Origin of the sequence: Bradyrhizobium sp. RDI18 (assembly GCF_043203335.1) — a bacterium.
Taxonomy (GTDB): domain Bacteria; phylum Pseudomonadota; class Alphaproteobacteria; order Rhizobiales; family Xanthobacteraceae; genus Bradyrhizobium; species Bradyrhizobium retamae.
Genome location: NZ_JBICRN010000008.1, coordinates 3,828,025 through 3,848,326 on the forward strand (window position 1 = coordinate 3,828,025; position 20,302 = coordinate 3,848,326).

18 protein-coding genes and 3 pseudogenes are annotated in these 20,302 nt (G+C 63.3%); 10 read left to right on the forward strand and 11 right to left on the reverse strand.

The features are described 5' to 3' along the window. Positions 1 to 89: 89 nt before the first annotated feature. From ACFXS9_RS27455 to ACFXS9_RS27465, 3 genes and pseudogenes are all read right to left on the reverse strand, one after another. Positions 90 to 730 (reverse strand): annotated as a pseudogene (locus tag ACFXS9_RS27455) (class I SAM-dependent methyltransferase). Positions 731 to 751: 21 nt separating this feature from the next. After that, a pseudogene (gene mnmA, locus ACFXS9_RS27460) lies at positions 752 to 1,950 on the reverse strand (tRNA 2-thiouridine(34) synthase MnmA). Positions 1,951 to 2,204: 254 nt separating this feature from the next. Continuing rightward, a complete protein-coding gene (locus ACFXS9_RS27465) occupies positions 2,205 to 2,480 on the reverse strand; it encodes a hypothetical protein (protein ID WP_392694098.1) in 276 nt (91 codons plus the stop codon). A 317-nt stretch (positions 2,481 to 2,797) separates the two neighbouring features. On the opposite strand from ACFXS9_RS27465, the gene ACFXS9_RS27470 reads away from it, so the two are divergent. The 8 genes from ACFXS9_RS27470 to ACFXS9_RS27505 all read left to right on the forward strand — a co-directional run bounded on the left by ACFXS9_RS27470 (position 2,798) and on the right by ACFXS9_RS27505 (position 10,482). Further along, entirely contained in the window at positions 2,798 to 3,973 is a 1,176-nt protein-coding gene (locus ACFXS9_RS27470) for a flagellar hook-length control protein FliK (RefSeq protein ID WP_392694100.1), read from the forward strand. Positions 3,974 to 3,983: 10 nt separating this feature from the next. Then, positions 3,984 to 4,682, forward strand: coding sequence for a flagellar hook assembly protein FlgD (locus ACFXS9_RS27475; protein WP_392694103.1), 699 nt, complete (start codon positions 3,984 to 3,986; stop codon positions 4,680 to 4,682). Between the two features lie 206 nt (positions 4,683 to 4,888). Further along, positions 4,889 to 5,164, forward strand: a complete 276-nt coding sequence (locus tag ACFXS9_RS27480) for a DUF1153 domain-containing protein (RefSeq protein WP_002714638.1) — start codon at positions 4,889 to 4,891, stop codon at positions 5,162 to 5,164. A 173-nt stretch (positions 5,165 to 5,337) separates the two neighbouring features. Then, a complete protein-coding gene (gene fliF, locus ACFXS9_RS27485; RefSeq protein ID WP_392694126.1) occupies positions 5,338 to 6,966 on the forward strand; it encodes a flagellar basal-body MS-ring/collar protein FliF in 1,629 nt (542 codons plus the stop codon). Position 6,967: 1 nt separating this feature from the next. Continuing rightward, positions 6,968 to 8,053 carry a flagellar motor switch protein FliG gene (gene fliG, locus ACFXS9_RS27490; protein WP_392694128.1) on the forward strand — a complete coding sequence of 362 codons (1,086 nt, stop codon included), beginning with the start codon at positions 6,968 to 6,970 and terminating at the stop codon, positions 8,051 to 8,053. Next, positions 8,053 to 8,679: a FliH/SctL family protein gene (locus tag ACFXS9_RS27495; protein ID WP_392694130.1), complete on the forward strand. Its 627-nt coding sequence runs from the start codon at positions 8,053 to 8,055 to the stop codon at positions 8,677 to 8,679. Before fliG ends, ACFXS9_RS27495 begins: the two co-directional genes overlap by 1 nt. A 19-nt stretch (positions 8,680 to 8,698) precedes the next feature. Continuing rightward, the gene (gene fliN / locus ACFXS9_RS27500; protein WP_057847186.1) at positions 8,699 to 9,049 is read left to right on the forward strand and encodes a flagellar motor switch protein FliN; all 351 of its coding nucleotides are present in this window, start codon (positions 8,699 to 8,701) and stop codon (positions 9,047 to 9,049) included. Positions 9,050 to 9,102: 53 nt separating this feature from the next. Next, positions 9,103 to 10,482, forward strand: a complete 1,380-nt coding sequence (locus tag ACFXS9_RS27505) for a sigma-54 interaction domain-containing protein (protein ID WP_392694132.1) — start codon at positions 9,103 to 9,105, stop codon at positions 10,480 to 10,482. An 84-nt stretch (positions 10,483 to 10,566) separates the two neighbouring features. Here the strand turns inward: ACFXS9_RS27505 and ACFXS9_RS27510 are convergent, their stop codons facing one another. The 7 genes and pseudogenes from ACFXS9_RS27510 to ACFXS9_RS27540 form a co-directional block, all read right to left on the reverse strand. Continuing rightward, complete coding sequence (locus ACFXS9_RS27510) at positions 10,567 to 10,746, reverse strand: hypothetical protein (protein WP_392694135.1); 180 nt, start codon at positions 10,744 to 10,746, stop codon at positions 10,567 to 10,569. 65 nt (positions 10,747 to 10,811) lie between these two features. Continuing rightward, positions 10,812 to 11,396 carry a flavin reductase family protein gene (locus tag ACFXS9_RS27515; protein WP_392694137.1) on the reverse strand — a complete coding sequence of 195 codons (585 nt, stop codon included), beginning with the start codon at positions 11,394 to 11,396 and terminating at the stop codon, positions 10,812 to 10,814. A gap of 7 nt (positions 11,397 to 11,403) precedes the next feature. Next, positions 11,404 to 12,249 (reverse strand): ATP-binding cassette domain-containing protein, encoded by an 846-nt coding sequence (locus ACFXS9_RS27520; protein ID WP_392694139.1) that lies wholly within the window; start codon positions 12,247 to 12,249, stop codon positions 11,404 to 11,406. 7 nt (positions 12,250 to 12,256) lie between these two features. Continuing rightward, positions 12,257 to 13,064: pseudogene (locus ACFXS9_RS27525) on the reverse strand (ABC transporter permease subunit). Beyond that, positions 13,061 to 14,227: an FMNH2-dependent alkanesulfonate monooxygenase gene (gene ssuD, locus ACFXS9_RS27530; protein WP_392694140.1), complete on the reverse strand. Its 1,167-nt coding sequence runs from the start codon at positions 14,225 to 14,227 to the stop codon at positions 13,061 to 13,063. Before ssuD ends, ACFXS9_RS27525 begins: the two are co-directional and overlap by 4 nt. Then, positions 14,224 to 15,177: a sulfonate ABC transporter substrate-binding protein gene (locus tag ACFXS9_RS27535; RefSeq protein ID WP_392694141.1), complete on the reverse strand. Its 954-nt coding sequence runs from the start codon at positions 15,175 to 15,177 to the stop codon at positions 14,224 to 14,226. Before ACFXS9_RS27535 ends, ssuD begins: the two co-directional genes overlap by 4 nt. Before the next feature lie 24 nt (positions 15,178 to 15,201). Continuing rightward, positions 15,202 to 16,152, reverse strand: coding sequence for a sulfonate ABC transporter substrate-binding protein (locus ACFXS9_RS27540; RefSeq protein ID WP_392694144.1), 951 nt, complete (start codon positions 16,150 to 16,152; stop codon positions 15,202 to 15,204). A gap of 539 nt (positions 16,153 to 16,691) precedes the next feature. On the opposite strand from ACFXS9_RS27540, the gene ACFXS9_RS27545 reads away from it, so the two are divergent. Beyond that, complete coding sequence (locus ACFXS9_RS27545; RefSeq protein ID WP_392700041.1) at positions 16,692 to 17,669, forward strand: ABC transporter substrate-binding protein; 978 nt, start codon at positions 16,692 to 16,694, stop codon at positions 17,667 to 17,669. Positions 17,670 to 17,730: 61 nt separating this feature from the next. On the opposite strand, the gene ACFXS9_RS27550 is transcribed toward ACFXS9_RS27545, so the two are convergent. Further along, positions 17,731 to 18,939 carry an LLM class flavin-dependent oxidoreductase gene (locus tag ACFXS9_RS27550; protein ID WP_392694146.1) on the reverse strand — a complete coding sequence of 403 codons (1,209 nt, stop codon included), beginning with the start codon at positions 18,937 to 18,939 and terminating at the stop codon, positions 17,731 to 17,733. Positions 18,940 to 19,137: 198 nt separating this feature from the next. On the opposite strand from ACFXS9_RS27550, the gene ACFXS9_RS27555 reads away from it, so the two are divergent. Further along, the gene (locus ACFXS9_RS27555) at positions 19,138 to 20,253 is read left to right on the forward strand and encodes an ATP-dependent RecD-like DNA helicase (RefSeq protein ID WP_392694149.1); all 1,116 of its coding nucleotides are present in this window, start codon (positions 19,138 to 19,140) and stop codon (positions 20,251 to 20,253) included. Positions 20,254 to 20,302: the final 49 nt, after the last annotated feature.

Consider the following 20,302-nt stretch of genomic DNA (forward strand, 5'->3'; position numbering starts at 1 on the left):
GGGAAAACGGTCCGCGCACGCGGAGGTTCCGCAGTTAGTTCGCCGCTTTTTTGTTTGACGCGTTTTCTTGAGCGAAAACGCTATGCGCTTCACGATTTCCGAAAACGGATCAGTGAAAAATGTCCCATCGGCGGCATCGGCCGCCGCTCGGTCAAGGTGACGCCGCCATGTTTGGCGGCCCAGTTGGTCAGGCGCTCCCACGGAAATTCCGGCCGCCAGCCCAGCCGCCGCGCCAGCGGCGCGAACGCCAGTTCGAACGCGCGGCGCGGGCCGGTTTCGGCGCCGATGTGATTGACCAGGATGAGTTCGCCGCCGGGCTTCAGCACGCGGATGAAATCATCCAGCGTGCGTTCCGGATCCGGCACCGCCGTGATGACATATTGCGCCACCACCGCATCGAAGAACGAATCCGGAAACGCCAGGTTCTTGGCGTCCATCACCGCGAGCGCTTCGACATTGGTCAGGCCGAACTCGCGCACGCGCTTGAGCGCCCGCCGCAGCATTGGCTCGGAAATGTCGACCGCCGCACAATTTCGTGTTGCGCGAATATTCAGACAGCGACAGCCCGGTACCGACGCCGACGTCGAGAACACGTCCGCCGATCTTGTCAGCTTCAGCGATGGTCGATCGGCGGCCCTCGTCGAACACCTTGCCGAAAACCAGATCGTAGACCGGCGCCCAGCGCCCATAAGCTTTTTTCGACCCCCTCGCGGTCGATGTCCCCAGCCATTTCCCCTGCCCCGATTTTTTCTTAAGTGCGCATCACCTCGGCGAGCGGCGCGGCCTTTTCCTGCGCCCCTCCCCTCGTCACCGGATGGCGTGCGGTCGCGCTCTTGATGAATCCGCCGCCGAGCACGCGCGCCTGTCCCGCAGGCGCATCGTAGAATACGCAGGCCTGGCCGGGCGATACGCCCTCCTCGCCGGCAACGAGTTCGACCTCATAACCGCCATCGACCGCGCGCAGCCAGGCCGGCTGCGGCGCGCGTGTCGATCGCACGCGCACGAACGTCTCGATGCCGTCGCCAATGACGTGGTCGAGCAGCCCGTCGCCGATCCAGTTGACGTCGCGCAGCAGGATGCGATCCATCCGCAACGCCTCGCGCGGTCCCACCACGACGCGGCGGCTGGTTGCATCGAGCTTGACGACATAGAGCGGCGCGCCGGCGGCAATGCCCAGTCCCTTGCGCTGGCCGACGGTAAAATGAACGATCCCTTGATGGCGGCCGATTGTACGGCCCTCGAGATCGACGATGTCGCCGGGCTCGATCGCGCCGGGCTTGAGGCGGCCGATGACGTCGGTGTAGCGCCCGGTCGGCACGAAGCAGATGTCCTGGCTGTCCTGCTTTTCGGCGACTTCGAGGCCGAAGCGGCGCGCCAGCTCGCGCGTCTGCGGCTTGGTCATGTCGCCGAGCGGAAAGCGTAAGTAATCGAGCTGCTCGCGCGTGGTCGCGAACAGGAAATAGCTCTGGTCGCGATCGGAATCCGCGGCGCAGACCAGCGCGCGCGATCCGTCGGCAAGGCGGCGCGAGGCGACATAGTGTCCGGTCGCGAGCGCCTGCGCGCCGAGTTCACGCGCGGTCGCCAGGAGATCGCGAAACTTGATCGAGCGGTTGCACTCGATGCAGGGCACCGGCGTTTCGCCGAGCGCGTAGCTGTCGGCGAAATTGTCGATCACGGATTCGCGGAAGCGGCTCTCGTAGTCGAGCACGTAATGCGGAATGCCGATCCGCTCCGCCACGTTGCGGGCGTCGTGGATGTCCCGTCCCGCGCAGCAGGCCCCTTGCGATGGGTGGCAGCGCCGTGGTCGTAAAGCTGCAGCGTGATCCCGACCACGTCATAGCCTTCGGACTTCAGCAAGGCGGCCGTCACCGAGGAATCGACGCCGCCGGACATGGCGACCACGATCCGTGTGTCCTGCGGACGGCCTTCGAGATCCAAACTGTTTCGCATGCCAGGGGTCATCGACTTCAATCGCGAACGCGCCACGGCGGTTCGCGGCCAGGGTTTAAAAAGCCTTTATGTATAAGGCCTTACGGCATCATTCGGCCATACCGGGCCGGATCGGACTTAGCTCTTTAATATAGGCCGTATTCCCGTGAAGCAATCAGCCGATCGCCATTTTGGAGCTTGTCAAGGACGGCAAATCTTGCCGCCGGGCAGAAAAGGCGGCCGTGGTCACGCTCTCGAATCCGGACGCTATCCTATTAAGTATTTGAAATCACATAATATTTTTTACCACGGCGGCTGGCCCGGTCCTTGCTGAATGGTAGCCGAGAGCTCAGCGCGAGGGTTACCGTGGTTAGTGTCACGTCAGAAGTATCGGCAAATGCATCTTTCCAGAACGCGGCGGCGAGGTCCGCCCGGCCGGATCCGATCCGCCCGCCGGAAACGACAGCTTCGCGGCGCTGGTCGATAGCAACACGGCCGCGAGCCACAACGACCGCGCGCAGGACGCAGCGCGCCGCGCCGACGACGCGCAATCAGCTTCCGACAACCGTTCGCGCGACAGCGCCGCCGCATCCGACAAGGCCGACAAGGCCGCGCGCAACGATTCGAATAATCGCGACGCCGCAGCCAAGATGCGCGACGACAAGACACGGGACGACAAGACACGCGACGCCGGCAAGGTCGACACCAACGCCGATGCCGAGACCAAGTCCGCAAAGACCGGTCGCGCCAAATCGAAGTCCGACGCACCGAAGTCGAGAAGGCGTCGTCCGAGGAAGCGACGCAGGCGTCTTCCGGCAACGCCTCACCAGCGACCGATCAGACTGAACTGGCGCAGGATGGAACGGCCGTGGTAACGGCCGACACGATTGCCGCCGCCATGCCTGCTGCCGCAACGCCACCGGCGACGACGGCCTCCGCCGCACCCGCGACCGATAAGGCGACCGCGCCGCTTGCCATCGCGGCGGCTGCGATTGCAGCATCCGCTTCGCTCGCCGCCGAGAGCGCGCCAGCCAGTCCCGCCGGTGAAAGCGCCGAAGCGACCGCCACCGCGACCGCGAACGCTGCGCAGGGAGACGGTACCAAGACCAATGCGCAGGGCATCGGCCAAGCCGTCAGCGCGCAGGCCACATCCGCCGACCCGTCCGTCACAACCGGCATCGCTCAGGCCGCTTCGGTGGTCGCAGCGACTCCCGCCGCCACCAAATCGGCCGTGCCGCTCAAGAGCCCGGATCTCGCCCGAAAAAGCGCCACGACGGCAGTCGAGCAGGTCAAACCCGCCGACGCCATCGCAACTGCAGCGCCTGCCGCTGATACCGTCGTGCCCGCCGTCGTGCCGCCGATCGAAGCCGCAGGCAAGTTGAACACCGAGAATGGCATCGCGGAGACCGTGAAGGCCGACGCCTCGGGCAATTCCATCGCGCCGTCGGCCGCCAACGCCAACGCGCATTTTGCCGCCCCAGATGTCGTCGGCCAGACGCCGGTCAACGGGTCCGGCAGCGGCCTGCAGGCCGCCGGCACGATCCAGACGCAGCAACCGGCCGCTTCCACCACGACGGCGGCTGCCGCTACCCAACTCACCGCGACGGCAGCGACAAGCGCGGCGGTGCCGGTGAGCGGGCTTGCGATGGAAATCGCCGCTTCTGCCAGGAGCGGCAAGACCCGCTTCGAAATCCGGCTCGATCCCGCTGAACTCGGCCGCATCGACGTCCGCATCGATATCGATCGCCACGGTCAGGTGACGTCGCATCTGACCGTCGAACGGCCGGAAACGCTGTCGATGCTGCGTCAGGACGCCAACCAGTTGCAGCGCGCGCTCGACAACGCCGGCCTCTCGACCGGCAACGGCGGCCTGCAGTTCAGCCTGCGCGACCAGTCTTCGCAGGGCCAGAACGACGGCAACCAATCCAATCCCAACGCACATCGCCTGGTGGTGAGCGAGGAAGACAACGTTCCGGCCGTGGTCGCCGGCCGCAGCTATGGCCGCATGCTCGGTGCGAGCGGCGGCGTCGATATCAGGGTTTAAGGAGATCGCCATGGCAGTCGATGCAGCAACCATGCCGACAACGGTCGTCTCGGCGCCGGGAACCGGCACTGCGACGAGCAACAACACCGCGTCGGAGAAGACGACGGGAATCGCGGATAATTTCCAGACCTTCCTGACGCTGCTGACCACGCAGTTGCAGCACCAGAACCCGCTCGATCCGCTCGACACCAACCAGTTCACCCAGCAGCTCGTGCAGTTCGCCGGCATCGAGCAACAGCTCAAGCAGAACGAGCAGTTGAAGGCGCTGGTGGAAATCGAAAAGAGCGCGCAGGCAACGCAGGCGCTGGTCTATGTCGGCAACATGGTCGCCGTCGACGGCAGCAAGGCGCAGTTCGACAAATCTGCGACCTGGAATTTCAATTCCGAGAAAGACACCAGCGCGACGATCACGATCACCAATTCGGCGGGACAGACGGCCTATACCGGCAACTATACGCTGAAGAAGGGCGGCTCCAGTTTCGTCTGGGACGGCAAGGGCAATGACGGCGTGCAGTGGCCGGCCGGCACTTACACCTTGACCGCCACGGGCAAGGACAGTTCGGGCAACAACGTCGCGATCTCCACCGAAGTCCAGGGCATTGTCGACTCGGTCGATCTCAGCGCCTCTCCGCCGCTGCTGTCGATCGGCGGCCAGAGCTACACCACCGACAAGATCAAGCGCGTGGTCCGTCCGACTACCTCCAGCTAGCCTTCACCGCTCGCATCGTTTGATCCGCCACTTCCGGTCCGGCAATCCCTGATTGTACGCAAAAGCGTCACAGGGAACCCGGTGCCGGCATATTTTCCATCATTTTCAAGGAGATTCGTATTGAAGTCGTGGGCTTAGGCAATTTTTAAGCCGGCAGGCGTAGGTTGTCATGGTGAGTTCAGTGGTTGAGAGTTTGTGAGTACGCCATGACAGAACCCCATCGCCCGAGGGTGAAATACGTCATCGGGCCTGACGGCAGTCCGTTAACAATTGCTGACCTGCCCGCGCCAGGCACCAAACGGTGGGTGATCCGCCGCAAAGCCGAAGTTGTCGCTGCGGTCCGCGGCGGTCTGCTCTCCCTCGAGGAGGCCTGCAGCCGCTATACGCTGACCGTCGATGAATTCCTGTCCTGGCAGTTTTCCATCGATCAGCATGGCCTGGCAGGCTTGCGGACCACCCGGATCCAGCAATATCGCCAGTAAACTCTCCCGGACCGAAAAAGATTTGATGAAAACCGGCTTCGTTTTACGAAGCCGGTTTTTTTCATGCCGGGAACCATTCGCGGCGGCTTTAAGGGTTGTTAACCATATGGAAACCATCCCCTAGGCAATAATTGCCCAGTCGGTCCCTCGGGCCGAATCCCTGGGGGCGGTTGGTGCAAAGTCTCGTTGCTTTCCTGAAAGGCCTGGGCGCAGCGCGGCTGATGGCCATGGTTGCGGTAACGACCGCGCTGATCGGCTTCTTCGCCTTCGTCATCATGCGCGTCACCACGCCGCAGATGACCACCCTGTTCACCGACCTCTCCTTTGAAGATTCCTCCAGCATCATCAAGGATCTTGAACGCCAGGCCATTCCCTTCGAGCTGCGCAACGAAGGCGCGGTCATCATGGTCCCGAAGGACAAGGTCACGCGGCTGCGGATGAAGCTGGCCGAAAGCAACCTGCCCAAGGGCGGTGGCGTCGGCTACGAGATTTTCGACAAGTCCGACGCGCTGGGCACCACGAGCTTCGTCCAGAACATCAACCATCTGCGCGCGCTGGAGGGCGAACTTGCCCGCACCATCCGCGCCATCGACCGCATCCAGGCCGCCCGCGTCCATCTGGTGCTGCCGGAACGGCCGTTGTTCGCCCGCGAGGCGCCGGAGCCGTCGGCTTCGATCGTGGTGCGGGTGCGCGGCAGCCTCGAACCCCCGCAGATCCGCGCTATCCGTCACGTCGTCGCCTCCGCCGTCAACGGGCTGAAGCCACAGCGGGTGTCGATCGTCGACGAAGCCGGCCGGTTGCTGGCCGACGGCGCCGGCAAGGACCCCGAGATCGCCGTCGGCGACGAGCGCCGCACCGCCTTCGAGAAGCGCATGCGCAACGAAGTCGAGGCGATCGTCTCCTCGGTGGTGGGCCAGGGCCGCGCCCGCGTCCAGCTCACCGCCGACTTCGACTACAACAAGGTCACCCAGACTTCCGACAAGTTCGATCCCGAGGGCCGCGTACTGCGCTCCACCCAGACCCGCGAGGAATCTTCCCTCACTGCCGAGAACAACGGCCAGGTAACGGTCAACAACGAACTGCCCGGCAATCAAACCAACACCACCGGGCCTGCGGCCCGCGACCAGAGCAAGAAGAGCGAAGAGACCAACAACTACGAGATTTCCCGCACCACCAAGACCGAGGTCACCGAGGCCGGACGGGTCAACCGGATCTCGGTCGCGGTGCTGGTCGACGGCGCCTACACCAAGAACGAAAAAGGCGAAATGGTCTATCAGGACCGCAGCAAGGAGCAGCTCGACCGCATCGCCACGCTGGTGCGCTCGGCGATCGGCTTCGACCAGAAGCGGGGCGATCAGGTCGAGGTCGTCAATCTCCGCTTTGCCGAAGCGCCCTCCGTGCCACCGGTCGTCGAGCCGGGCGGGCTGCTCGGCATGCTGCAGTTCACCAAGGACGACGTCATGTATGTCATCGAGCTCGGTGTCATGATGCTGCTCGGCCTCGTGGTGCTGTTCCTGGTGATCCGCCCGCTGGTCAAGCGCATCCTGGCCGCCGAAGTCGTTCCCGCGCCGACCGAACCGGCGCTCGCATTAATCGAGGGCAGCGGTCCAAACGGAGAACTCGGGCCCAATCAGGCCTTGATCGCCGGCACCAGCGGCACCGCCCAGTTGATCGACGTCGCGCAGGTCCAGGGCCAGGTCCACGCCCAGGCCGTGCACAGGGTCGGCGAACTGGCCGAACGTAATCCGAACGAGACCGCCTCCATTGTTCGCCAATGGTTGAGCGAACCCGCCGAGAGCTGACATGGCCGCCGTACCGCAAACCTCAAACGCCAACGACATCACCACCGTCATCTCGGCGCTGGCGAGCCGTCAGAGCAACCGGCCCAAGGGCAAGCCGTTGAGCGGCCCGAAGCGCGCCGCCATCCTGATGCTGGCGCTGGGCGAGCAATATGGCGGCAAGGTGTGGTCGCTGCTGGACGACGACGAGGTGCGCGAACTGTCGATCCACATGTCGACGCTCGGCACCGTCGAGGCCGATGTCGTGGAAGACCTGCTGCTCGAATTCGTCTCGCGGATGTCGGCCTCCGGCGCCCTGATGGGCACCTTCGACGCCACCGAACGGCTGTTGCAGCAGTATCTGCCCTCCGAGCGCGTCACCGGCATCATGGATGAAATTCGCGGCCCCGCCGGCCGCAACATGTGGGAGAAGCTTTCCAACGTGCAGGAAGAGGTGCTCGCCAACTACCTCAAGAACGAATACCCGCAGACCATCGCGGTGGTGTTGTCGAAGCTGAAGCCCGAGCACGCCGCGCGCGTGCTGGCGATCCTGCCCGAGGACCTCGCGCTCGATGTGGTCGGCCGCATGCTGAAGATGGAAGCCGTCCAGAAAGAAGTCATCGAGCGCGTCGAGCAGACGCTGCGCACCGAATTCATGTCCAACCTGTCGCAGACCCGCCGCCGCGACGCCCACGAGGTGATGGCGGAAATCTTCAACAATTTCGACCGCCAGACCGAGACTCGCTTCATCACCTCGCTGGAAGAGGAGAACCGCGAATCCGCCGAGCGCATCAAGGCGCTGATGTTCACCTTTGACGACCTGATCAAGCTCGATTCCGCCTCGGCCCAGACGCTGATGCGCAACGTCGACAAGGACAAGCTCGGCATCGCGCTCAAGAGCGCCAATGAGGAGGTGCGCGCCTTCTTCCTCGGCAACATGTCCTCGCGCGCCGGCAAGATGCTGCTGGACGACATGGCCGCGATGGGACCAGTGCGGCTGCGCGATGTCGACGAGGCACAGGCGCTGCTCGTCAACCTCGCCAAGGATATGGCCGCCAGGGGCGAAATCACCCTGACCAAGAACCGCGCCGACGACGAGCTGGTGTACTGATGGCCGCGCCCGCAAAATTCCTGTTCGACACCGACTTCGCAGCGCCCGACAGGACGCGCGAGCGTGCCGCCACGGCCGCCGAGATCGCGCAGAAGGTCGCGGAGGCCGAAGCACGTGGCTACCGCGCCGGCTATGAAGCAGCCCAGCACGAGGCCAAAGTCGAGAGTGACCGCCGCTCGGCGCTGGCGCTGGAAGAGATCGGCATCGCCATCAGGGGCATCGCCACGCGTTTCTCCGGCATCGAGGCCAGGATGGAAACCGAGGCTGTCGATGTCGCGGTCGCGGTGGCACGCAAGCTATGTAGCGAACTGATCGGCCGCGAACCGCTCGGCGAGATCATGGCGCTGGTCAGCGACTGCTTCTCGCATCTGGTCGCGACCCCGCATCTCGTCGTCCGCATCAACGACCAGCTCTACGAGGCCGCCCGTGAGAAGATCGAACGCCAGGCGGCCCAAAGCGGCTTCGAGGGCCGGCTCGTGATCCTGGCCGAACCCGGCATCGCCACCGGCGACTGCCGGATCGAATGGGCCGACGGCGGCGTCGTGCTGGAGCGCGCGGCCATCGAAGCGAAGATCAGCGAACTCGTCGGACGCTATCTGGCGTCCCGCGATCAGGCCGCAATGTGAAGGCCATGAGGACTGAACCATGAGTGACACCGACGCACAGGTACCGCTACCCGATCTCAACGCCGCGGATGCGCCGCCGGTCGACGATCTCGCCTACAACGAGGACGAACAGGCCTCGCGCATCGCAGCCGACCTCGAGGCCGTATTCGACGTGCCCGTGCAGGTCTCGGCCGTGCTCGGCCGCTCCAAGATGGACGTCGGCGAGCTGTTGAAGCTCGGACCGGGCACCGTGCTCGAACTCGACCGCCGCGTCGGCGAAGCCATCGACATCTACGTCAACAACCGCCTGGTGGCGCGTGGCGAAGTCGTGCTGGTCGAAGACAAGCTCGGCGTGACCATGACGGAAATCATCAAGGCGGAACGCAACTAACAATTTTGGCGATACGCGCGCGTGAGGCGCGAACAGACGGACAGGAGACAGAAATGCGGCTTCTCATCGTTGGCACATTGAAGGGCCAGCTCACGACCGCCACCAAGATCGCGATGCAAAACGGGGCTTCGGTGACCCATGCCGAGGCGATCGAACAGGCGATGGCCGTGCTGCGCGGCGGCAAGGGTGCCGACCTGCTGCTGGTCGACGTCGCCCTCGACATCCGCGACCTGGTGATGCGGCTGGAAGCCGAACATATTCACGTGCCGATCGTGGCCTGCGGCATCTCCAACGATGCCCGCGCCGCGGTCGCCGCGATCCACGCCGGCGCCAAGGAATACATCCCGCTGCCGCCGGATCCGGAACTGATCGCCGCCGTGCTCGCTGCCGTCGCCAATGATTCACGCGATCTGGTTTATCGCGATGAAGCCATGGGCAAGGTGATCAAGCTGGCGCAGCAGATCGCGGGCTCCGACGCCTCCGTGATGATCACCGGCGAATCCGGAACCGGCAAGGAAGTGCTGGCGCGCTATGTCCACACCCGCTCGACCCGCGCCAAGCGGCCGTTCATCTCGATCAATTGCGCGGCGATACCCGAGCACCTGCTGGAATCCGAACTGTTCGGCCACGAGAAGGGCGCCTTCACCGGCGCAGTCGCCCGCCGCATCGGCAAGTTCGAGGAAGCCACTGGCGGCACGCTGCTGCTCGACGAAATCTCGGAAATGGACGTGCGGCTGCAATCCAAACTGTTGCGCGCGATCCAGGAACGCGTGATCGACCGTGTCGGCGGCACCAAGCCGGTGCCGGTCGACATCCGCATCATCGCGACCTCGAACCGCAATCTCGCAGACGCCGTGCGCGAAGGCTCCTTCCGCGAGGATCTGCTGTTCCGCCTCAACGTCGTCAACCTGAAGATCCCGCCGCTGCGCGACCGCCCGGCGGACATCCTCGAGCTGGCGCAGCACTTTGCCAAGAAATACGCCGACGCCAACGGCGTGCCGCTGCGCCCCATTTCCGCCGATGCGCGGCGGGTGCTGACATCAAACCGCTGGCAGGGCAACGTTCGCGAGCTGGAAAACACCATCCACCGTTCGGTGCTGATGGCGCAAGGGGACGAGATTGGACCTGAGGCCATCCTGACCCCCGATGGCGACCGCCTCGACCTCGCCAAGACCGCGCCTGCCGTGGCCCACGCCACCTTTGCCGCCGAACAGGTGACCCGCGCCCTCGTCGGCCGCACCGTCGCCGACGTGGAACGCGACCTGATCCTGGAGACGCTGAAGCACTGCCTCGGCAACCGCACCCATGCCGCCAACATCCTCGGCATCTCGATCCGCACGCTGCGCAACAAGCTGAACGAATATGCCGACGGCGGGATACCGATTACGCCGGCGGGATCGGGCGACAGCCAGCGGTTTGTCGTGGCGGGGTAGCACAGATCCCTCCGCCGTCATTGCGAGGAGCGCAAGCGGCGAAGCAATCCAGCTAGCCGTTCTGCCGCAGCATGGATTGCTTCGCTACGCTCGCAATGCCGTGGAAAGCGCGGAATAACTCGGCGCATCCGGCTTGCGGAAAATGTGGATGGGATCGCCGGGCTGCAGGTCGCGCCCGGTAAAGACAGCATAGGCATACAGCGCCAGATACGCGATCGCGAGCGCGCCGACGCTGTAAAAAATCCAGGTCCCGATCCGCTTCATCGCAAACTTCTAGAATGCCGGCCGATCAAAGACCAGCCCGCCGACCCGGAACTTTGCCAGTTTCGTCAGAACTTTCGCATCGCCCGCGATGCCGGCACGCTGACTTCTGCGAGCTTGAGCGCGTCCTCATCCCGATCGATGGCGACATACTGGCCCTGCCAATAGGCCAGCGCCGCGGTGCGCTCCGACACTGCGATGTCAAGCACACGGCCGATGACGATCGCATGCGAGTGCCTCTCGATGATATCTTCGACCGCACAGTCGATCGCCGCGAGCGCGCCTGCCAGCAGTGGAACCCCGGAGACCCGCTTGGTCCACCCGGCTCCGGCGAAACGATCGGCGCCTTTAAGGCCCTCCTGGCCGGCGAACCGCTCGGCGATATCGATCTGGTCAGGCGTCAGGATGTTGACGCCGAAGAAGCCGTACCGCCTCACCAGTGGCCATGACGATGCCTCGCGGCTGATACTGACGATCAAGGCTGGCGGATCGACCGATAGCGACGACACCGAGGTGACCGTCATGCCCGAAATATCCCAGCCCAGCCCAGCGGTGATGACGCTGACGCCGCCCGTCAAGCGGCGCATGGCGTTGCGAAAATCATCTGAGGAGACTTCGTGATCGATCAAAACGCTGCGAACAACGGAGTTCATGGCCACCTCACAGCTCGGAAGTATCTTCAGTACCTTGCAGCAGATTTTTCAGGATAGAGCCTTCCAGTGCGGCAAGTTCCGCCGAGCCGCGCCGCCTCGGGCGTGGAATATCGACGTCGATGTCGTGGGCGATGCCGCCATTCTCGATCACCAGAACGCGGTCGGCCAGTGCCACGGCCTCCGACACGTCATGCGTCACCAGGATCGCGGTAAAGCCCTGGTCGTGCCAGACCCGTTCGAGCAATCGCTGCATCGATATCCGCGTCAGCGCGTCGAGCGCGCCAAGCGGCTCGTCGAAGGCCAGTACGCGCGGATGGCTGACCAACGCGCGGGCCAGCGCGACGCGCTGCCGCTGTCCGCCGGACAGCACCGCCGGCCATTGCGCCCGTTTGTCGCCGAGACCGACTTCGACGAGTGCGCTTTCCGCCCGCGCCTGCGCATCCGCCGACGACCGTTCGCGGCCCAGTCCGACTTCGACATTCGACAGCACCCGCGCCCAAGGCAGCAACCGTGGCTCCTGAAACATGACGCGGATATCTTCAGCGCGCGCCTCCTCGCCGAAGTCAATGCCGCCAGCGGTCGCTGTCTCCAGTCCCGCGATCAGCCGCAGCAACGTGCTCTTGCCGCAGCCGCTGCGGCCGACGATGGCGACGAACTGGCCGGGTGGAATGTGCAGGTCGATGCCGCGCAATACCTCGTTGTCGCCGAAGGATTTGCGCAAGCCACGGATGGTTAGCGAAAGGCCACGAGACGCAGTTCTCGGCCTGCGGCGCGCGAACCGCGCCTGCTCGATGATCTCGGCGCGGCTCAAAGGCTCGGCATCCGACAGACGGAAATGAAGGCCTTCTTGCATGATATCCTCAGTGTTTCTGGAAGGCTGGATGCCAGGAGAGCGTCAGCCGCTCCAGCGCGCGCGAGGCGCTGTCGGCGAGCTTTCCGAGCAAGGCATAGATCAGGATCGAGAGGACCACGACGTCGATCAACATGAACTCGCGCGCCTGCATCGCCATGTAACCAAGGCCCGAAGAAGCGGCGATGGTTTCCGCCACGATCAGGGTCAGCCACATGATGCCGAGCGCGAAGCGCAGACCGACGAAAATCGATGGCAGCGCGCTCGGGAAGATCACCCGCCGGAACAACTCGCCGTCGCTCATGCCGTAGATACGGCCCATCTCGATCAATTGCGGATCGACCGTGCGGATGCCGTGCAGCGTATTCAGATAGATCGGGAAGAACACGCCGAGCGCGACCAGGAACAGCTTTGCGGATTCTGTCGATGCCGAACCACAGGATGACCAGCGGGATCAGCGCCAGATGGGGGATGTTGCGCACCATCTGCAGTGTCGTGTCGGTGAGTCTGCTGGAAATTTGCGACAAGCCATTCGCCAAGCCAAACGCGAAGCCGATGCTACCTCCGATCAGGAAGCCGACGCTGGCGCGCCAGAAGCTGACCCAGATGTTGCGCGCAAGCTCACCCGACAGCGCGAGCTTCCAGCCCGCCAGCGCGACGTCGCTCGGCGCCGGCAACACCCGCGCCGAGACGAAACCGGTGACGCAGGCGGCCTGCCAGATCAGAATGGCCGCGAGCGGCACAATCCAAGGAACCAAGCCGTCCACGCGTGGCAGTTTTGGCGCGCGAACGCGGGGAAGACTGTCGATGAGACTCATGATTGCGACACCTGCTTTTGCGGCCGGTATTCATTGCCGATGGTTTCGCCGAACGGCCCGGTGTTGACGCGGATCGGTGTGACGTTGGTCGCTTTGTCCAGCGGCAGCAGCGGAAACACCAGTTCGGCAAATCGATAGGCTTCCTCCAGATGCGGATAGCCGGACATGATGAAGGTATCGATGCCGATATCCTGATACTCCCTGATCCGCGCCGCCACCGTCTCGGGGTCGCCGACCAGCGCGGTGCCCGCGCCGCCGCGCACCAGGCCGACGCCGGCCCAGAGATTGGGGCTGATTTCCAGCTTGTCGCGGCGGCCGCCATGCAGTTGCGCCATACGCTGCTGACCGACCGAATCCATTCGCGCGAAGATCTTCTGCGCTGAGGCGACCGTCTCGTCGCTCACGTGCTGGATCAGCTCATCCGCCGCCTTCCATGCCGCCGCATTGGTCTCGCGCACGATCACATGCAGGCGGATGCCGAACGATAGCTTGCGGCCTCGGCTAGCTGCCACTGCTCTCACGCGGCTGACCTTTTCGGCGACCTGCGCCGGCGGCTCGCCCCAGGTCAAATATTTGTCGACGGTGTCGACGGCAACGTCGATGCCGGCATCGGACGATCCGCCAAAATAGAGCGGCGGCCGCGGCGATTGCACCGGCTGGAACAGCAGGCGGCCGTCCTCGATGCGGATGTGCTTGCCGTCGACGTTGACGGTATTCCCCGCCAGCAGGTCGCTGTAGACGTTGAGAAACTCGCGCGTTACCGCGTACCGTTCGTCGTGCGGCAGGAAGATGCCGTCGCCCTTGTTCTCAATCGGGTCACCGCCGGTGACGACATTGATCAGCAGACGTCCGTTCGACACCCGATCGAGCGTTGCGGTCATGCGAGCTGCAACGCTCGGCGACTGCAAGCCGGGTCGCACCGCCACGAGATAACGCAAGCGCTCGGTCCAAGGCGCGACAGCCGAAGCCACCACCCAGGAATCCTCGCAGCTCCGCCCGGTCGGCAGCAAGACGCCGAAATAGCCGAGTTGATCGGCCGCCTGCGCGATCTGGCGCAGGTAGTTGAAGCTCACCTCGCGTCCACCGGTCGTGGTGCCGAGATAGCGACCATCGCCATGCGTCGGCAGGAACCAAAGGATATTGGCGGTGGGTTGCGCGCTCACGATCCGGACCTCCGTGCCACGTCAGAAATCTTGATTTGTTTGGGAATGAGGCCGAGGGCGAAGAACGTGTCGGCGACTTGTTGCTGGTCGGCGACCACGCTTTCGGTGATCGGCTTGATGCCGTAGGACTGCCGTTTCAGTGCAACTTCGACGACCGGAACCGAAAGCCCGATCGCGGGCGCGAGCTGCTCGGCGACAGCATGGATGTCGCCCTTCGCCCAGTCGTCGACTTCGCTCAGTTGAGCCAACACGAGATCGACGATCTTCGGATCGCTCTCCACGAACTTCTTTGACGAGAAGTAGAACTGGTAATTCGAAACAATGCCGGTGCCGTCGGCGAGCGTGCGCGCACCTGTAGCGGCCTCGGCTGCCGCCTGGAATGGATCCCAGATCACCCAGGCATCAACCGCGCCGCGTTCGAACGCCGCGCGCGCGTCGGCTGGCGCCAGAAACACGGGCTCGATCTCGGAATATTTGACACCAGCCTTCTCCAGCGCCTTCACCAGGAGATAGTGAACGTTGGAGCCCTTGTTCAGCGCGACCTTCCTGCCTTTCAGGTCGGCCACCGCGTTCAATTTGCTGTCCTTCGGCACCAGGATCGCCTCGCCTTTCGGCGCCGGGGGCTCATAGGCGACGTACTGGACCGGCGCGCCTGCAGCCTGCGCGAAGATCGGCGGCGCTTCGCCGGTGTTGCCGAAGTCGATTGCGCCGACATTGAGTGCTTCGAGCAGCGGCGGACCGGAGGGAAACTCCGTCCATACCACCTTGTAGCCGGCGGTCTTCAGTTTCTCCTCGAGCGTCCCCTTGCTCTTGAGCAGGACAAGCTTGCCGTATTTCTGGAAGCCGATGCGGACCACCTTGTCCTGGCCGTAGGAAACACCGACTGTAGCGGCGACCATGCTGATCGACAGCACGGCACTGGCGATCCAGCGTTTGAGCAAACGCGTCATGAGTTACGTCCTCTGTTAGGGAATTCAGCTTTGCATATGGCGCCAGACGATATCGCGCACAGCGATCTGCTTTGGGATCAGCCCGAGCTTGTGGAAACGATCGGCAACGGCCTGCTGCGTCGTGACGATCTCGTCGGTCACGGGGCCGATCAGGAAGGATGCGCGGTTGGCAGCGACGGTTTGAACCTCGAGCGGCACGCCCGTGATCGCTGCGAGCGCGCTGGCGACGTCGGCGCGATTTGCCTCAGCCCAGCGGGCCGCTTCGGCCAGACCGTCGATCACCTCGCGGGTTTCTCGCACATGAGTGTTCGCGAAATCGCGGTTGGCCAGATAGAACGAATTGGTCTTGGCGACCTCATGGGCGTTGATCAGGATCCGCCCGTTCTGGCGCTTCTCGCCGATCGCAAAATATGGATCCCAGACCGCCCACGCCTCGATACTGCCGTTGGCGAATGCCGGCCCTGCGTCAGGCGGCGTCAGATAGACCGGCGTGATATCCTCATAGGTCAGTCCGGCTTTTTCGAGCGTGGCGATCACCACGTTGTGCGCGCTACTGCCTTTGGTAAACCCGATGCGCTTGCCTTTCAGGTCAGAAATGCTGCGGATGCTGGAGTTGGCAGGAACGAGAATGCCCTGTCCGTTGGTGATCCGTGATCCCGCGACATAGACGATATTGGCGTTCGCGGCCTGCGCGAAGATCGGCGGCGTATCGCCGACGGCACCCAGATCGACGCTGCCGATGCTCATGGCCTCCAGCAATGGCGGCCCCGACGTGAACTCGATCCACTTGATGCCGATCTGTTTGCTGCCGAAGCGTTTCTCCAGCAGGGCCTGCTGCCGTGCGATCACCAGCACGCCGGTCTTCTGGTAGCCGATCTTGATTTCCTTCAGCGGCGTTTGCGCACGCGCTTCCGACGACAGCGATGCGGCCGCCCCTGCAGCAAGCGACAGTTTAAGGAACTCACGACGCTTCATCACAATCTCCTGAACGATCGCTTCTTCGCGATGCGATACAGAAATGATGATGGCGCTTCGACTGAGTGTCGAGTGCTCTGCAAAAATAGCAATGAGAGCACTGCGCGCTTGGTGTGACGCGACAGGTTTATTGCCGGATCGCAATGTGGCGTGACGCATTTTTCTTTGTTATCGCGTGATGCACACCTTCTAGTCACACATCATTCAGTTCGCACGACGTCGTGATGGCAGCGACGCTGAGTGCTGAATGTAAACGCCTGAGAATATTTCGCCTGCGATCCAAGTCCGACATAGCAAGATTGCACTCGCAGGACACTGACAACGAATTGCGGTTTTATCGGCGCGATCTGCTCTCGCGCGACATCAGCAGACAAGTTTCGTCATGGCTTGCAGGTCGAGACGTTCGTTGCACGCCGGGTAGAATCTTCAGTCAGCCATTTCATTGACTGCGATGCCGCTGCTCGTAGGCTTTAGTGCATCGCTGATTGCGGTCCACGCAATGTGGCGGATGAAATGGGAAAGACAACAATATGAGTGCAATCAAACTTGAATCGCGCGCCTTGGCGCGTCTTCGCCGCATCGGCGCAATATTGTTCGGCGCAGCTCTCAGCGCAGCGATTGCGGCATCGGCGCTTGCGGCCGATACAGTGACGCTGCGCGTCGGCGACCAGAAAGGCGGCAATCGTTCCCTGCTGGAAATTTCCGGCTTTGCAAAGGATTTGCCATACAAGATCGAATGGTCGGAATTTCCTGCTGCCGCGCCGATCCTAGAGGCGCTCAACGCAGGCGCGCTCGATGTCGGCTACACCGGCGATCTCTCGTTCCTGACTGTGTATGCGGCCGGCGCCCCGATCAAGGCGATCGGCGGCACCCGCTCCGACGCCAGGACGCAGGCGATCCTCGTCCGTCGGGATTCGCCGATCAAGTCTGTTGCCGACCTCAAAGGCAAACGCCTTGCCGGCACGCGCGGCGGCTGGGGTCAGTTCCTGATCGATGCAACGCTGGAGAAGGCCGGATACAAGATCGAGGATGCGACCTTTGCACCGCTTGGGCCGGTGGATGCGAAGATCGCGCTGGTCGCTGGCTCGATCGACGCATGGGCCGTGTGGGAGCCCTACGTGTCCTATGCGACGCTCAAGGACAATGCGCGGATCATTGCCAACGGCGAAGGCCTGACACCGACCGTCACTTTCATCGTGGCCTCCGATAGCGCCATCGCCACCAAGCGCGCCGCCGTGCAGGATCTCGTGCAGCGTCTCAACAAGGCCCGGCTATGGTCGCTGGATCACTTGCCTGAATACGCGAAGAACACCGCGGAACTCACCAGGCTTCCCGAAGACGTGCTGCTGAGCGCCTACAAGGCGCAACGCACCAGCCCGATCGTAATCGACGAAAGCATCGTCAAGGAAGTTCAGGAAGCATCCGACCGCGCCACTCGCTACGGGATCCTGGCGAAGAAGCTCGACGTCAACATGGCGGTTGACCGCAGCTTTACGGCGGCTGCAAGTTCGAACTGACGCTACGGGCGCGGTGCGATCCCCTCATCTTACCGCGCCCGGTTCGCCATCCGCCCAACCGCTATCCCGCCGCCACCTTCTGCGCCGGCGCAACGTTAATCGCCAGCTTGCCGTAGCGATCCGTAAAGGCCTCGGTGTCGATCTCCTCGAGCTGGATCGCCCCGCTTATCACGCCCTGCTTCCAGGCGTCATGTTCGGGGTCGTTCTGGAACTCGGGCATCACCTCTTTGGCGAACAGTTCCAGCGACTCGCAGATGTGCTCATGGGTATTCTTGCCCGCCTGATTGAGCAGGATCACCTGGTCGATGTGGGAAGAGCGGAAACGTCTTAGCTTTTTGCGGATGGTTTCCGGCGACCCGATCAGGCCGCCGCGCAGCGCAGCCTCCTGCGCCTCGGGATTTTCACGCTTCCATTTGTTGTACTCGTCCCACATGTTGACGGTGCCGGGGTCGGGACGCTGGCGGTTCTGCGAGGCGCCGTAGTAGCGCAGCGCGAACTGGAAGAAGGTGGCGCCGTCGGCACGCGCCCGCGCCTCTTCATCGGTCCTGGCGCACATGAAGAACGAGACCAGCGCCATGTTCGGATTGATCTCGTAGTTCGCGAGTTTCTTCAGCCGCTTGGTGATCGCATTGTAATAGGCATGCACCCAGGCATGCGCCGCTTCCGCGCTGACGAACTGGAAGCCGAGCGCGCCAAAACCGTTCTGGCCGGCGCGTTCGATGGTCGGGAGCTGCGAGCACGCCATCCACAGCGGCGGATGCGGCTTCTGAACGGGCTTAGGCACCACATTGCGCAGGGGGATGTCGAAATACTTGCCGTGATGCTCGGTGCCGACCTTGGTGAACATCGGGAAGATCGCCTGAACCGCCTCCTCGAACACCTCGCGCTTGGTCTCCATGTCGCGGCCGAACGGCGTCAGCTCGGTGATGGAGGCACTCTCGCCCATGCCGAATTCGCATCTGCCGTTGCTGAGCAAATCAAGCACCGCGACCCGCTCGGCGACGCGCGCGGGATGGTTGGTCGTGAGCTGGAAAATGCCGTGGCCAAGCCGGATATTTTTGGTGCGCTGGCTGGCGGCGGCGAGAAAGGATTCCGGCGCGGGGGAGTGCGAATATTCTTCCAGGAAATGATGTTCGACCACCCAGGCGTAGTCATAGCCGAGCCGGTCGGCGGTCTCGAGTTGCGTCAGCGCATTTTGGTAGAGCCGGAGCTCATCGCCCTCTTCCCAGGGGCGCGGCAGTTGCAGCTCGTAAAAGATGCCGAATTTCATGACGCCTCCCAAGACGGTTTGTTCAAGGCCGTCTGTTGTTTTCGGGCAGTGTATTCTCCGCAAATCGCAAGTCTAGCCTTGGTCGCGAAATGGCAATTCCGCGTCACGGAAGTTGTCTTGCATGGAACGCGCGAATGGTTAGCTTTACAGTCCGTTGAGTCGCGGCCTTCCGCCCGCTCTTCTCTCCATCTGGACCCCATGACCATTTTTACGCCGCATCAGGATTCCGCGCTGAAGGCCGTCGCCGAATGGCTGAAGGCCAAGCCTGGCCGCAACGGCACGCCGCCGGTGTTCCGCCTGTTCGGCTATGCCGGCACCGGCAAGACCACATTGGCGCGGCACATCGCCGAGGGCGTCGACGGCGAGGTGAAATATGCCGCCTTCACCGGCAAGGCGGCGCTGGTGATGCGCAACAAGGGTTGCGACAATGCCTCCACCATCCACTCGCTGATCTATCGCGCCAAGGAATCCGGCGTCGAGCAGCCGAGCTTTGAATTGTGGGACGACGCGCCGGCTTCGAAGGCAAAGCTGATCGTGATCGACGAATGTTCGATGGTCGACGCCGAACTCGGCCGCGACCTGATGTCGTTCGACTGTCCTCTGCTCGTGCTCGGCGACCCCGCGCAGTTGCCGCCGATCCAGGGCGGCGGCTTCTTCACCAATTGCGATCCCGATGCGATGCTGACGGAGGTGCACCGGCAGGCGCAGGACGATCCGATCGTGCGGATGTCGATGGACATTCGCGAGGGCCGCGAGCTCGAAATCGGCCGCCACGGCGAGAGTGAAGTGGTGCCGCGCAGCGAGCTCGATCCCGACCGCGTCATGAGTGCCGACCAGGTGCTGGTCGGCCGCAACAACACCCGCCGCGCCTACAACATGCGGATACGGCAGAAGCAGAGCATCGAGGATCCCCTGCCGGTCGCCGGCGACAAGCTGGTCTGCCTGCGCAACAACCGCAAGAAGGGCCTGTTCAACGGCGGGCTATGGCGGGTGAAGTCGCGCACCCAACCGCGATCGAAATCACAGATATTGAGCATGCGACTGTCGCCCGACGAAGAGTTCGGCCACAAGGTCACCAAGGTCTCGGTGCGACACGATTGCTTCCAGGGCGGCATCGAGGCAATCCCGTGGGAGCAGCGCAAGCCCTATGACGAGTTCGACTATGGCTACGTGCTCACCGTGCACAAATCGCAGGGCTCGCAATGGGACGACGTCGTGCTGTTCGACGAGAGTTTTGCATTTCAGGACAGCCGGGCACGGTGGCTCTACACCGGCATCACGCGGGCGGCGAAGCGGCTGAGCGTGGTGGTGTGAGGATTTTGCCGTCATTGCGAGCGAAGCGAAGCAATCCATAGCGCCGCAT